General features: G+C 68.7%; 8 protein-coding genes and 1 tRNA gene. 3 read left to right on the forward strand and 6 right to left on the reverse strand.

Annotation, left to right across the window (positions count from 1 at the left end; genetic code table 11):
• Window positions 1–189 precede the first annotated feature (189 nt).
• The 4 genes from BKA25_RS23480 to mfd all read right to left on the reverse strand — a co-directional run bounded on the left by BKA25_RS23480 (window position 190) and on the right by mfd (window position 9,479).
• Window positions 190–3,522, reverse strand: a complete 3,333-nt coding sequence (locus BKA25_RS23480) for a S41 family peptidase (RefSeq protein ID WP_069853247.1) — start codon at window positions 3,520–3,522, stop codon at window positions 190–192.
• A 283-nt stretch (window positions 3,523–3,805) separates the two neighbouring features.
• The gene (locus BKA25_RS23485) at window positions 3,806–4,837 is read right to left on the reverse strand and encodes a nucleoside triphosphate pyrophosphohydrolase (RefSeq protein ID WP_069846584.1); all 1,032 of its coding nucleotides are present in this window, start codon (window positions 4,835–4,837) and stop codon (window positions 3,806–3,808) included.
• A 7-nt stretch (window positions 4,838–4,844) separates the two neighbouring features.
• On the reverse strand, window positions 4,845–5,807 hold the full coding sequence (locus BKA25_RS23490) for a hypothetical protein (protein WP_157420930.1): 963 nt from the start codon (window positions 5,805–5,807) through the stop codon (window positions 4,845–4,847).
• A gap of 12 nt (window positions 5,808–5,819) precedes the next feature.
• Window positions 5,820–9,479, reverse strand: a complete 3,660-nt coding sequence (gene mfd, locus BKA25_RS23495) for a transcription-repair coupling factor (RefSeq protein WP_069846581.1) — start codon at window positions 9,477–9,479, stop codon at window positions 5,820–5,822.
• A gap of 321 nt (window positions 9,480–9,800) precedes the next feature.
• Here mfd and BKA25_RS23500 point away from each other — a divergent pair, with 321 nt between their 5' ends.
• Window positions 9,801–10,367, forward strand: a complete 567-nt coding sequence (locus BKA25_RS23500; protein ID WP_069846579.1) for a DUF4291 domain-containing protein — start codon at window positions 9,801–9,803, stop codon at window positions 10,365–10,367.
• A 37-nt stretch (window positions 10,368–10,404) separates the two neighbouring features.
• Here the strand turns inward: BKA25_RS23500 and BKA25_RS23505 are convergent, their stop codons facing one another.
• Both BKA25_RS23505 and BKA25_RS23510 read right to left on the reverse strand, forming a co-directional pair.
• Complete coding sequence (locus tag BKA25_RS23505; RefSeq protein WP_069846578.1) at window positions 10,405–11,004, reverse strand: TetR/AcrR family transcriptional regulator; 600 nt, start codon at window positions 11,002–11,004, stop codon at window positions 10,405–10,407.
• 146 nt (window positions 11,005–11,150) lie between these two features.
• Window positions 11,151–12,107, reverse strand: coding sequence for an acyl-CoA desaturase (locus tag BKA25_RS23510; protein WP_069846576.1), 957 nt, complete (start codon window positions 12,105–12,107; stop codon window positions 11,151–11,153).
• A 336-nt stretch (window positions 12,108–12,443) separates the two neighbouring features.
• Here BKA25_RS23510 and BKA25_RS23515 point away from each other — a divergent pair.
• A tRNA-Gln gene (locus BKA25_RS23515) sits at window positions 12,444–12,514 on the forward strand.
• Window positions 12,515–12,626: 112 nt separating this feature from the next.
• Window positions 12,627–14,321, forward strand: coding sequence for a sensor domain-containing diguanylate cyclase (locus tag BKA25_RS23520; RefSeq protein ID WP_069846575.1), 1,695 nt, complete (start codon window positions 12,627–12,629; stop codon window positions 14,319–14,321).
• The last annotated feature ends 144 nt before the right edge of the window (window positions 14,322–14,465 follow it).

A 14,465-nucleotide genomic window follows, 5' to 3' on the forward strand; every position in this document is an offset into this window, starting at 1 on the left:
CTCCTAGTCCGGGCGGCGATGTGCTCGGCTCGGTTCGCCGAGCGAACGATCCCCGGGTGCTGTGGGCACGGATGTCGCACACAACCCACGAGACGCTAGCCCGCCGACAACCCGACGAGAATAGACCGAAGGACGTAGCGCACTGCCCCGAACGGCTCAATGTCCATTCAGGGCAGTGCACCTGCATGATCAGGGCCAGACGGTGGGCAGCGGTGGCTGGACCGCCGCGGGCCGCGCTACCAAGGCGTCCAGTGCGAGTCGGACAGCCGTATCAAGCTGCGGATCCTCGCCCCGCGCCCAGTGCTGTGGTGCCCGCACCACCTCGACGTCGGGATCGACGCCGTGGTTCTCGATCCCCCAACCCTGGCCCTCCATCCAGTTTGCGTAGCGGGGCTGCGTGACGGTCGTCCCATCGACGAGCCGGTACTGCATGTCGATACCGATCGTGCCGCCCCAGGTGCGCACACCCACCACCGGAGCGATTCCCATCGCTTTGATCGCCGCATTGACGAGATCGCCATCGGAGCCGGAGAACTCATCGGCCACCGCGACCAACGGACCTCGGATCGCGTGCGCGGGATAGCTCCACCCGTGGCTGCCGTTCTCCGCGACCTGCCAGCCGAGCACCCGCCGGGAGAGCTTCTCCACCACCAGCTGCGAGGTGTGGCCGCCACGGTTCTCCCGCAGGTCGACGATCAGCGCCTCGCGCCCGGTCTCGACCCGCAAGTCGCGGAAGAGCTGCGCCCAACCGACCGCCTGCATGTCGGGGACATGCAGATAACCGACCCGGCCTCCCGACAGCGATCGGACGTGGGCCCGGCGGCCTGCGATCCAGTCCTGATAGCGCAGGGCCTCCTCGTCGCCGATCGGGACGACCACGACCCGACGCGGCTCGGCGACCGCCGAGACGGCGCCTTCGTCGTCGCTGTCGTCCTCGCCCACGCGTTCGACGGTCGCCGGTGCCGGGGTATCCATCGCGGGCCCGATCAACAGTTCCACCGGTTGTTCCGCCGTGCCCACCAACAGCGGCGCCGGGCCGGTGGTGGGGTTCACCGGCCTACCGTTGACCGCCAGCAGGAACTCACCAGCGCGGGCGGCCACGCCGGGCGCGGTCAGCGGTGACCGGGCCTTGGCATCGGAACTCTCGCCCGGCAGGATCCGATCGATCCGCCAGCGGCCATCGGCAGTGCGCGTGAGGTCCGCGCCCAACAGGCCCTGACGAATCTGCGGATCCCCGCCGCCATTCGGCGGCAGAACGTAGGCATGCGCGGTATCGACCTCACCGTGCAGTTCCCAGAGCAGGTCGTAGAAGTCGTCCTGGCTGCCGAGTCGCTCCACCAGGGGGCGATAACGCGCCGTCGCCGCAGCCCAGTCCACCCCGCCCATATCGCTTCGCCAGAAGTGGTCGCGCATCAACCGCGCGGCCTCGTCGTAAGCCTGCCGCCATTCAGCGATCGGGTCGACCTCGACTCGGATACGAGTCAGATCCAGCAGGATGGATTCATCCGGCCCGGTCCCCTCTCCGGTCGATTTCCGCTCCGCCGAGGTGGCCCGGGTGATGTTGCCGTCGGTGAAGACCAACCGGGATCCGTCGCCGCTGACCTGGTACGCCTGCAATCCTTCGATCAGGATCTCGGACCGGGCGCGCTCCAGATCGAAGCGGATCAGATCCTGCCGGGACGACTGCGGTTCCACCGGCGAGAGCGCGTCGCCGACGGTGCCGGTGAGCGGCTCGGAGACCCACAGCAGCCCGCCCTTGGCCGCAGACAGGGAGTGGTATCGCCCGGCGCCGACCGGGAAGGGCACCACCCGCTGCGCGATGCCCTCGACGTCCACCTCGGTGCACGGCGGTCCGGCGGGGACGTTCTCCTCGCCGGCATCGGCCACCGGCTCCGAGGGCCTGCCCTGCAGACTCGGCCCGAACGGCGATGGCGTCAACGCCGACAACGGCACCAGGTGCGGCCGACAGGCGGCGATGAATGCCAGGTCGAAGTCGTGTTCGTCGTAGAACGGGTCGAAGGTCCGCAGCGATAGGAAGGCGAGATGCCTGCCGTCCAGCGTGAACACCGGTTCCAGATCGATGAATCGCAGGTCGGTGACGTCGACGGTGGTGTCATCGGCGCGGCAGTACAGCCGGATGTGCCGCAACGGATCGGGGCCGGGTTCCGACCAGGTCAACCAGTTGGAATCGGGCGAGAAGTTCACCCCGGACACCGCACCGTGCCGACTCGTCACCACCGGATGGATCTCGCCGTCGGCCAGATTCACCAGCGACAGCCTGCCGTCATGACTGGCCACCGCAGCCGTGCTGCCATCGGGGGACACCGCCAGCTCCAGCACGCGACCCAGCTTGCCCTCGGCCAGCAGCCGTCCCTGGGCATAGGAACTCGCGGTCGGCTCCGAGATCGTCTCCAGGGCGTCGGCACCACGCACGTCGGTGACCCAGACCGCGCCAAGGCCGGTGTCCTTGTCGGCTGGCACCACCGGGAGCCTCGCCCGCACTCCGGGCCGGACGGACAACGCGATCGCCGGACCGTCCACATGGGTCACCCGGTGCACCGTGCCGCGCACCTCGACGACGCTCGTCCGGCCCAGGTGATCCACCGCGACGGCGCCCAGATCGCCTGCGGTGTCGATCGGATAGGCCCGGTGACCGGTGGCGGGCCCGGCCGTTCGCACATCCACCTTGCGGGCTTCGGCGTCCAATGAGTCCAGCGCCCACAGATCGCCCGCATGCTGGTAGACGATCCGCCGACCATCCGAGGCGGCGTGGCGGGCGTAGAACTCCGTGTGATGAGTGTGTTGGCGCAGGTCGGAACCGTCGGGAAGACAGGAGTACACGTTGGCGATCCCGTCGTGATCGGACAGGAACGCCACCCGCTCGCCGACCCACTGCGGCGCGACGATGTGCCCGTTGACCTCGGACAGGATGCGGACGAACTCGCCGCTGCCCTCGACATCGATCCACAGTTTTCCTGCGGTGCCGCCTCGATAGCGTTTCTGCCGGGCAGGCTCGTTCATCACCACGGTGGACAACACGACGCCGCCGCCCGAGGTGCGTTCGAAGCCGGTCGCCGCGAACCGCGTCTGGGGTGCGAACGCGATCCCGCCGACGGGGCCGTAGGGCAACCTGGTGGCGGGCCCGCCGTCCAACGGCACGGCGTGCGCCCAGGTCTGCCGCATCGACGGCTCCCCAGCCTCGGTCGCCGCGATCACCCGGGGCTGGTCACCGGGCAACCACCCGAGGACCGAGGTCTTGAAGCCGCCCCAATGCGTGAGAGTCCGGGTGGAGCCGCCGGTGATCGACGCGACCCGAACCTCGCTCGCCCCGTCGTCGAAACCACTGGTCCAGGCGAGTTGGGAGCCGTCGGGCGAGAATCGCGGATTCGACACGGGCACCCGGTCCGCCGAGACGCGCCAAGCGCGGCCACCGTCGATCGGCGCCAACCAGACGTCGTCCTCGGCGGTGAAGGCAATCAGCTCGCCATGCAGATGTGGAAATCGTAGATATCCGGCGCTCATCGTCCCGACATTACGCAGCATTGCCCGCCATGATCGTCACAGTTCCCGCATTCGACGCAATATGACGGTCGAACCAACCCACCGGGTCAACCGGCGGTACGCGCAGAAGCGGCTTGGCGATATCCGAGAGTCCGTCTATGTCCTCCCCGTACTACACGAAGGGGAGGTAAGCGCAGGTGGCGGAAGCCGCAGCAGGCGATTACCCCGTCGATCGCGAAGCACGGACGTCGATCTACTAAAGCGGCTCAGCCTGCCCGCAGCCCGCCACGAATAACGGGCTCGTCTACCGACTGCTCGTATCCGGCCAATGGTTGCGCCAGTCCGATTCGGTCAGCCGCAACGCATCCGCACCCGATTCCCGAGCCGAGATCTCGGCGGCCCGAACCCTGGTCGCGAAGCCCCGCGCGGCGGCGCGCAGCGCGTCCTCGGGATCGGCGCCGTCCCGACGGGCCAACGCCGCGAGTCGGAACAGCTGCTCGCCCAGCTTCTCGCCCGCAGGCAACAGATCGGCGGGCAGGCCGGCTCGGGCGGTGCGTTGGGCGAGTTTCGCGGCCAGGGCCACGGCAGGCTGGCCGAGAGCGACGCCGTCGATGCTGGACTCGCGTTGTTTCTCGACCTGCTTGAGTTCTTCCCAACGGCCCTGTTGGCTCGCCGCATCGACGACCGAGTCGTCGCCGCCTGCGAAGACATGGGGGTGGCGGCCCCGGAGTTTGGCAACCAGCTCCGCCGCCACCACATCCACGTCGAAGGGTTCCTCGGTGTGCTCGGCCGCGATCCGCGCGTGGAACAACACCTGCAGCAGCACATCGCCGAGTTCCTCCCGCAGCGCGGGACGATCCTCGTCCTCCAGTGCCTCCAGAAGCTCGTAGGCCTCCTCGACCAGGTACTGCCGCAGCGAGAGATGGGTCTGCTCGGCATCCCACGGGCAGCCGCCCGGCGACCGAAGTCGATCCATCACGGCCACCGCGTCCAACAGCCGCGCCCCCGGCGGTTCGACGACGCCGACCAGCGACGCGCCCGCCGAACGCAGGGCATCGGAATGCGCGGAAGCAGCATCGTCGGTGATCAACACGACGCGCGTCGCGGCGGCCCGGTCGAGAAGCTCGGTGACGGACGGCGCCACGGCCGCGTCCAACTGCGCCCGAATCCGAGCAGACAGCACCGGGTCGGCCAACACCTCGTCGGCGCTCCGCAACAGCCCGAGGGCCGCAGCGGGCAGCACCGGGCCGAGGCTCGGTGCCACCACCACGACGCTGCTCTCCGAGGCAGGCGAGGGTTGCCGCGCCTGTTCGGGTGACTGCGAGATCAGCTCCATCGAGCGATCACTGGGCGGCGGTCTGCCGCGCCGGGATGATCAACCCACCGGTCTCGCCCTCGGACGGCGACACCTGGACCATCGTCGGGTCCCACACGCCGTAGCGCGGGTTCACCTCGATGTCGGCCTCCTGCGAGGCCGCGCCCAGCATCCGCAGCCCGAACTGGGTGGTCATCGCCGGGTCGATCTGCGCGGTCAGGCTCGGGTCGATCTGTGCGGCCGGGTCGTCGGCGGCGAGGATCTCGCGCTCGTGGATCAACGCGACCATCCACTGCCCGCTCTGCGGCTGGACCTCGAAGGCCACCACGTTGCCCGCCTCGGTGCCGAACAGCGCGGTCGCGGCGAAGGCCTGCGCCATCACCGGGGTGAGCACCTCGTCGGTGCCACCGCCCAGACCTGCGGCGCCGCTCTCCTGCAGCATCGTCTCGACCTGGTCCGGCTCGGCCGCGAGCTGCTCAGCCAGCTCGACGGCCTGCTCCCGGCTGGACGCCTGCAGGAAGTCGAAGCGGACCTGCACCCGGCCCAGGTACTCCTCGCCCACCTCGGTGAGCAGCAACTGATCGGCGATGTCGGAGCGGATGCTCTCCTCGATGAAGGGCGTGCCCTGCACCGCGGCCTCAGTGCCGCCGCTCTGCTCGATCAGGGCGTCGATCTCGCTCTCGTCAGCGGTGAGTCCCTCCTGCGCGGCCAGCTCGTTGATCAGCCGGTGCCGCACGGAGAGCGTGACGATGTTGCGAGACAGGTCGTCGACCTGCCCCTGCTCGACGAGCTGCGTCCGCATGTCCGGCTCGCGCTCGTAGATCGCGTCGAGACGTGCCTGCACGTCGTCCAGGGAGATGACCGCTTGATCGCCCACGATCGCGGCGGTGCCCGTCTTGGTCGGCTGGGTCGAACAGCCCGCCAGCAGTACACCCGTCACTGCGGAGAGCGCGGCGATCAACCGAACGGGGCGTCCCGGAAGAGTCCTCACAACGACACCCTCTCACGAACGGTTGCCTGCGGATGCGGCAGCCGGCGCCGGAACCCCGGCCATCGCCGACAGAAATCCTTCCGCCCAGGACAATAGGGCCTCGTCCCGCAGCGGCGGAGCCCCCAGCCGGCCGCCGGCGCCGCCCTCGGTGGGCCGGGGCACCGAGACCAATCGCAACGCAGGCTTGTAGGTCGCCTTCGGGTACAGCCGTTCGAGTCGGATCAGCTGCGAGTCCCGAAGCTCCATCGGCGCGAAGCGGATCAGATTGCCCTGCAGGGTCACCTCGGCGATGCCGAACCGGCGACAGAGCTGCCGGAAGGCCGACACCGCAAGCAATCGGTCGACCTCGATCGGCGGTGGCCCGTAACGGTCGACGAGTTCCGCGCGCACCGCTGCCAGCGCATCGGCATCCGAGGCCACCCGCTCGCGGGAGTCCAGGGGCGAGTCGCCCGAGGCCGAGGCGATCTTGCGATACGCCTCCAGCCGCAACCGCTCCCCCGGCACGTAGTCGTGCGGGATGTGTGCGGTGACCGGCAGATCGATGCGCACCTCGGTGCTCTCCTCGACCGCGTCACCGTCCTCCGACGCGCCGCTCTGCTTCCGGAAGGCCGCGACGGCCTCACCGACCAGCCGGATGTAGAGGTCGAAGCCGACGCCTGCGATATGCCCGGACTGCTCCGCGCCGAGGATGTTGCCCGCGCCCCGGATCTCCAGGTCCTTCATCGCCACCGCCATACCGGAGCCCAGTTCCGAGTTCTGCGCGATGGTGGCGAGCCGGTCGTGGGCGGTCTCGGTCAGCGGTTTCTCCGCCGGATAGAGGAAGTAGGCGTAACCGCGTTCCCGCGCTCGACCCACCCGACCGCGCAGCTGATGCAGCTGAGCCAGACCCAGCATGTCGCCGCGCTCGACGATCAGGGTGTTGGCGTTGGAGATGTCCAGCCCGGTCTCGATGATGGTCGTGCAGACCAGGACGTCGAACTCCCGCTCCCAGAAACCCTGGATGATCTTCTCCAGGCGATCCTCGTTCATCTGGCCGTGGGCGGTGACGACCTTGGCCTCGGGGACGAGTTCCCGGAGCTGCTTGGCGGCCTTCTCGATCGAGGACACCCGATTGTGCACGTAGAAGACCTGGCCGTCGCGCAGCAGCTCCCGGCGGATCGCCGCGGCCGTCTGCTTGCCGTCGTACTGGCCGACATAGGTCAGCACCGGGTGCCGTTCCTCCGGCGGCGTGAGGATGGTCGACATCTCCCGGATGCCCGCCAGGCTCATCTCCAGCGTTCGCGGAATCGGCGTGGCCGACATGGTCAGCACGTCGACGTGGGTCCGCAGCGCCTTGATGTGTTCCTTGTGCTCGACGCCGAACCGCTGTTCCTCATCGACGATCACCAGGCCGAGATCCTTGTAGCGGATTCCGGTCTGCAACAGCCGGTGCGTGCCGATCACCACGTCGACATCGCCTGCCGCGAGGCCGTTGATCACCTCGTCGGCCTCCAGCTTGTCGGTGAACCGCGACATCCCCTTGACCACCACGGGGAAGGACCGCATCCGCTCGCTGAAGGTGTTGAGGTGCTGCTGGGCCAGCAAGGTCGTCGGCACCAGGACCACGACCTGCTTACCGTCTTGGACGGCCTTGAACGCGGCGCGGACGGCGATCTCGGTCTTGCCGTATCCGACGTCGCCGCAGATGACCCGGTCCATCGGGACCGCCCGACGCATGTCGCCCTTGACCTCGTCGATCGCGGCGAGCTGGTCGATGGTCTCGTTGTAGGGGAACGCGTCCTCCAGCTCCCGTTGCCACGGGGTGTCCGGGCCGAAGGCGTGCCCTGGTGCCGACTGTCGCGCGGCGTAGAGCTGCACGAGTTCGGCAGCGATCTCCCGGACGGCCTTCTTGGCCCTGGTCTTGGTCTTGGCCCAGTCGGAGCCGCCGAGCCGGTTGAGCGTCGGCAGTTCGCCGCCCACGTATCGGGAGACCTCGTCGAGCTGGTCGGTCGGCACGAACAGCCGGTCACCCGGTTGGCCGCGCTTGCTGGAGGCGTATTCGAGCACCAGGTATTCGCGGGTGGCACCCGCCACGGTGCGCTGGGACATCTCCACGTACCGGCCGATGCCGTGCTTGTCGTGAACGACGTAGTCGCCGGGGGTGAGTCCCAGTGGATCGACGGCGTTGCGCCGCCGAGAGGGCATCCGCCGCATGTCCCTGGTCGAGGTGCCGCCCCGACCGCCGGTCAGGTCGGCCTCGGTCAGCACCACCAGCGCCGGGTCGGCGGCGATGAAACCGTCCTCCATCGTCGCGCGGACCACGCTGACGACGCCGGTGGCAGGCGCCTCGGTCAGGCCGTCGGTGATCAGTCGCACCGGCACCTCGGCGTCCCGCAACTGGTCGGCGGCCCGCGAGGCCGTGCCCGCGCCGGGAAACACCACGATCGCGGCCCCACCGGCGGCGGTGTGGGCCCGCAGGTCGACGAAGGCGCGCTCCACCTCGCCGCGATACGCCTCGACGGGTCGGACGTCGAGTTGCAGTGCGTCGGCGTCCGAGGTGGCGTCCGCGTCCGGCTCGGAGAGCAGCTGGGTCAGCGTCCACCAGGGGCGGCCGCCTGCCGTGGTGTGGTCCTCGACCTCCTCGATGCTCCGGTAGGCCGAGGCACCGAGGTCGATCGGCGCCCCGCCGCCGCCTGCGGCGGTCATCCAGGACGCCTCCAGGAACTCCTGACCGGTACGCACCAGGTCGGCCGCCCGACCGCGGATCTTCTCCGGGTCGGCGAGCAGCACATGCGCCGACCGGGGAAGCAGGTCGGGCAGCAACGCCAGCTCGCCCTCGCAGAGGGCCGGGATCAGGGCTTCCATGCCCTCCACCGGAATACCCTCGGCGATCTTCGCCAGCATCTCGGCGAGTTGTGCGTCGGCCTGGTGCACCTCGGCGAGCTTCTCGGCCTTGGACCGCACCGAGTCCGTGATCAGCAGTTCCCGACAGGGCGGCGCGAGCAGCTCGGCGACGGGCTCCGGCAACGATCGTTGATCGGCGACGGAGAAGGCCCGGATCTCGGAGACCTCGTCACCCCAGAACTCCACTCGCAACGGGTGTTCGCAGGTCGGGGGGAAGACATCGAGGATGCCGCCCCGGACGGCGAACTCGCCGCGCTTCTCCACCATGTCGACCCGGCTGTAGGCCAGGTTCGCGAGGCGCTGTGCCTGCTCGGCGAAGTCGTGTTCCTCGCCGACCCGCAGGTGTACCGGTGCGACCTCGCCGAGGCCGGGCGCCAACGGCTGGATCAGGCTGCGGACCGTGGTCACGACGACTCGAAGCGGCCCGAGCCCGCTCTCCTTCGGGTGGGCCAGCCTGCGCAACACCGCCAGCCTGCGTCCCACCGTGTCGGCGCGTGGCGAGAGCCGCTCGTGCGGCAGGGTCTCCCAGGACGGCAGTTCGGCGACGGCGTCGGGCCCGATCAGATCGCCGAGCACGGCGGTGCTCTCCTCGGCCTCCCGCCCGGTGGCCGTGACCAACAACACAGGCCGGTCGGCACCCTGCTGCGCGGCCAGTACTGCGGCGACCAATGGCCGCAGGGCGGGCGGACCGCCGAGCTCGACCGCAGCCGAACCCGCCGCATCGACAAGGTCTTGGAAGGGCTTGCTGCCCAGAAGGGCGGTGAGCAGCCCGGCGAGTGGAGCGGACACGACGGGAGATCTCCTCGTTACCGAAAAACGACACACCCCTGCCCGGAACAGGCCGGGAGGGGTCTCGGCATTCAGGGTACGGGTGCGAGCCCACACCGAGCAGCTGGTTAAGCGGACGGCGGTGTCGTGTCCGCCCAGCTCGGGCGGTGGCCGGGCGTATCGGGTGCGGCGCAGTTCACAGCCGTCCCGACGGTGTGATTCGCCGAGACCGGGTCGGTGCGTGTGGTCGGCCCCGAAGAGTCGGATCGCCGACCGAAGGGACACCGCCGATTCTGGAAATCATTGGAGCGCCGACCGGCAGGCGAGCCATCATCGACGGCCATGGAACATCGGATTCTCGCGAACCACGATGCCGAGACCGTGGTCGTCTACCAGGCGTACTCGCCATTGATCGCCAAGCCCGCGCTGGCGGCGGGCACCTTCGTGCCGCCGTTCTCCCGGACCAGGATGACCTGGATCAAGCCGTCCTTCCGGTGGATGATGCACCGCAGCGGTTGGGCGCTCAAACCCGACCAGGAGGTCGTCCTGGCCATCACGTTGAAGCGATCCGGGTTCGACTGGGCGGTGCGCAACGCCTGCCCCAGCTCGTTCCGCGAGGGACGCGATCCCGACCAGGCGACGTGGCGTCGGCGCTTGGCCGAAAGCCCGGTGCGGATCCAGTGGGATCCCGACCGAGGCACCCGGATGGAACGGTTGGACACCAGGGCGATCCAGCTCGGTCTGCGCGGCGTGGCCGTCGAGCACTATGTCGACGACTGGATCGTCGGCTTGGCCGACGTCACCCCGTTGGCCCACGAGATCCACCGACTGGTATCGGCGGACCGGCTGACCGAGGCGAGCGCACTGCTCCCCGTCGAACGGCCCTATCAACCGGCCGAGGCGCGATGAGTGGGCCCGGACCTCGATCGTCCGGGCCTCTCGCAACTCAATCGCGGCGGATGTGCAGACCCGGGTGCAGCTCCAGGTGTGACAACCCGTTCCAGGCCAGGTTCACCAGGTGCGCCGCCACCTCGTCCTTCGGCGGGGTCCGCACCTCCAACCACCATTGGCCGGTCAGCGCGACCATGCCCACCAACGCCTGGCTGTAGAGCGCGGCCAGGTTCGTGTCGTAACCCCTGGCACCGAACTGTTTGCCGAAGATGTCCTCGACCTGACTGGCGATGTCGTTGAGCAGGCTGGAGAAGGTGCCGGTGGCGCTGGCGACCGGCGAATCGCGAACCAGGATGCGGAAGCCGTCGCTGGAGTCCTGGATGTAGTCCAGCAGCGCGCACGCCGCCTGTTCGAGCAGCTCCTTGGGATGCCCGGCGGAGAGCGCCGAGACGATCCGGTCGAGCAGCAGCTCCATCTCGCGGTCGACGACCACCGCGTAGATGCCCTCCTTGCCACCGAAGTGCTCGTAGACCACCGGCTTGCTCACGCCTGCCCGGTGGGCGATCTCCTCGATGGAAGCGGCCTCGAAGCCCTTCTCGGCGAACAACTCGCGACCGACGTCGAGCAGCTGTCGGCGACGTTCCTTCCCGGTCATTCGAACTCGGGCGGGTCGCGGTGCCGTCCCGCCCGCTGCCGTCCCGGCCTGCACCCGCGCTCGTCGCCCCGCCATCTGGTTCAGCCTAAGGGGTGGCTGTCCGACCTGGGGGGAGGCCAACGGGTCTGATCTCGGGACCGGTTCGATCATTCTTCATTCGCCGAGATCCTGGCGAGTCGCTGCGTGGTTGGCCACCGCACCTTGGTCGCCCAACCGAACTTCTCGAACATCCAGATGAGCCGGGCCGTGATGTCGATCTGGCCGCGCTGGACGCCGTGCCGAGCACAGGTCGGGTCGGCGTGGTGCAGGTTGTGCCAGGACTCGCCGAAGGACAGGATCGCCAGCGGCCAGAAGTTCGCCGACTTGTCCCTGGCCTGGAACGGACGCTCACCCACCATGTGGCAGATCGAGTTCACCGACCAGGTCACGTGGTGCAGCAGGCCGACGCGGACCAGACCCGCCCAGAAGAACGCGGTGATGCCGCCCCAGATCGACCAGCTGATCAGCCCACCGAGCACGCCGGGCAGCACCAGGCTCACCACGGTCCACAGCCCGAACTGACGCTGCACCCTGGCGATGTCGGGGTCGGCCAGCAGATCGGGGGCGAAGCGCTGCGAGTTGGTGAGGTCCCGCTCGAACAGCCAGCCGGTGTGCGCGTGCCAGAACCCCTTGGCCAACGCTGCGGGCGAGGTGCCGAACATCCACGGCGAGTGCGGGTCGCCCTCCTTGTCGGAGAACGCGTGGTGCCTGCGGTGGTCGGCCACCCAGGTGATCACCGGTCCCTGCAGGGCCATGCTGCCCGCGATCGCCAGTCCCACCCGCAACGGACGGTTCGCTTTGAACGATCCATGGGTGAAGTAGCGGTGGAAACCAGCGGTGATGCCTAGACCGGAGAAGACGAAGAAGATCGCCCCCAACCCGATGTCCAGCCAGCTCAGCCCCCAGCCCCAGGCGAAGGGGACGGCGGCGATCAATGCCAGGAAGGGAAGGATCACGAAGACATAGACGCCGATCTGCGCCGCATCACGGCGCCGTCCGAGGATCACCGGTTTCGGCGATCGTCCCGATTCGGCCGAGGGCGTGGCATCGAGTGTGCTCGTCATGGGCCTACCTCAGAAGAGTCAGATGGCCAGGGGAAGGTCCGGCTTACCTACGGCTACGGAACCGTAACCTACGCTAGCGTAGGTTACGGCGAACCGGTTGGCCACCCCCGGTGTGACCACCGATCGAGGGCTGCGCGACCCCGGCGTGATCGCGAGGTCGCCTACGTCCGGAGACAAACTGCTTTCGAAGTCAACCCACGGCCGGGCATCGTGGACAGATCGACGAAGAAGAAGGGACGTTCGGGCATCCCCCCTGACTCACGTACCCCGCTCGTGTCACCATGTACGGGCGCGACCGTAAAGTCGTGACGCCGCGCACGACTCCCCGTCGTGTGATCCGCCGTGGTGTAACGGCAGCACCTCGGATTTTGGTTCCGATAGTCCAGGTTCGAATCCTGGCGGCGGAGCGTCGCAGGTCGGCTCGATGACCTGCATAGACGCCAGATGCTCGACATCGTCTGAGTACTCGGCAGGGGACTCGCCAGGGGGTGTAGAGCACTGCACAGGGACTCGGAGGGATTGCGAGAGGCCTCGCCTGAGCCCAGCGAGCGCTCCGACGCCTGGCTGATCGCCCGTGCGCACGAACTGATCGTCGCCTCACAGTTCGATGATCGGAAGCGGCAGTTCTCCAGCATCGACGAGGTGGATGAATTACTCGCCGAGGCACGTCGACGCGGTGAGCCGAGTCTGGTGGCCCAGCTGCTCCGTGGCGCTGCGGTAACCCGTCTGGTTACCAAGGGGAACGCCAGATTCTCCGATCCGCTGCTCGACGAACTCATCATGCATGCCAAGCGGCACGGGTTGACGGTCATGGAGGCCGACGGCCGTGCGTTGCGCGGGCGCCGGATGATGCTCGACAACAACCACGAGATCACCCTGGACGAGACGGCCAAGGCGCTGGCGATCCTCAACGGCACGCTGACGCCGGATCCGCTGATGAGCCACCGGGCCTGGGAGCAGCAGGTATCGCTGGCGCTGCAGGACATCGCCCTGGTCCTGACCCAGCTCGGGGTCTACGAGATGGCCGACGAGGAGATGATCCGGGCCCACGAGTTCCTGCGCCGCAGCGGCAGCCCGCACCAGATCTCGGTGCACATGATCAACCGGACCAGGATGATGGTCGGCTGGGGCCTGCGTCTGGAGCGGGCCGATCGCATGGAGGAGGCCGCCGATCGGTTCGCCGTGGCCTCGGCGATGGCCAGTTCCGTCGAGGATCTCTGGCGCGATTCGATGTATCCCCGGAGCTATCCCGACCAGCCCGCCGCAGACCGCGTCCCGGTGGTCGGCTCGGCGCTCGCCCTGGCCAAGCCCGGCGGTGAGCACGTCCCCCGGCTCGACAAGCTGCTGCAACGCTCCCGCTACCCCCGCGAACTGCTGATCACCTCCTTGGCGCTGTCCCGCTGCCTGGAACACGACGGCGACCGGGAGGAGGCGCTGGAGGTGCTGCGTGACGCCCGCAAGGAGATGGTGGGCGACCCCTCCGAGCCGCCGCTCCAGCTCTCGCTGGTCCGGGAGTTCGCTCGGCTGTGCGGGCCGGACGACGGCCCGGCCGCCACGACAGCGCTCAGCCAGTACAACGCCGCGTTGGAGAGCGAGCTGTGGATGCTGCGGGAGGTGCGGATGGCGACGCTGATCTCCCGCCGCGACCATGAACGACTGCGCCGCGAGCATGGCGACATCACCCGGCAGGCCCTCCAGGACCCGCTCACGGGTCTGGCCAACCGACGGGCCCTGGACGAGCGGATGGACCACCTCGTCATCGATCCGGACGCCAACCCGCTCTCGGTGGCGCTGTGCGACCTCGATGGCTTCAAGGGCGTCAACGACCGCTGTTCGCACGCCGACGGCGACGATGTGCTCCGGATCATCGCCACCACGCTGCGGGAGGCGCTGCGGCAGGACGATCTGGTCGCGCGGTACGGCGGCGACGAGTTCGTGGTGTTGATGCCCACGACCACCCTCGCCGATGCCGAGGCGGCCATGGGCCGCGCCGTCAAGGCGGTCTCCGAGCTGCCCCCGGAGCAGTCCCGAGGCGTCACGCTGTCGGTGGGTGTGATCACCGTCGCGTCCCAGGAGGGCAGCGGACACGCCCTGACTCGGGCCGACGCGGCGATGTACCAGGCAAAGCGGGACGGCGGGAGTCGGGTGTTCTCGCAGCGGGTCTTGGGAGACGGCGAGCTCAGCGAGATCGTCGAGCTGGACACGCCGTCCTGAACAGCACTTCTCGACGTGCTCGTCGCGTGCTCGACTTCCTACCGGGTGTAGCCGGGCCGCACCGAGACAGCCCTTAGGATCACAGCATCCGTGCCGAGCACGAGCCCTGTCTCTTGCCGGGTCGACCGTCTCAGACGAGCAGGC

Source organism: Actinoalloteichus hymeniacidonis (assembly GCF_014203365.1).
Classification (GTDB): Bacteria; Actinomycetota; Actinomycetes; order Mycobacteriales; family Pseudonocardiaceae; genus Actinoalloteichus_A; species Actinoalloteichus_A hymeniacidonis.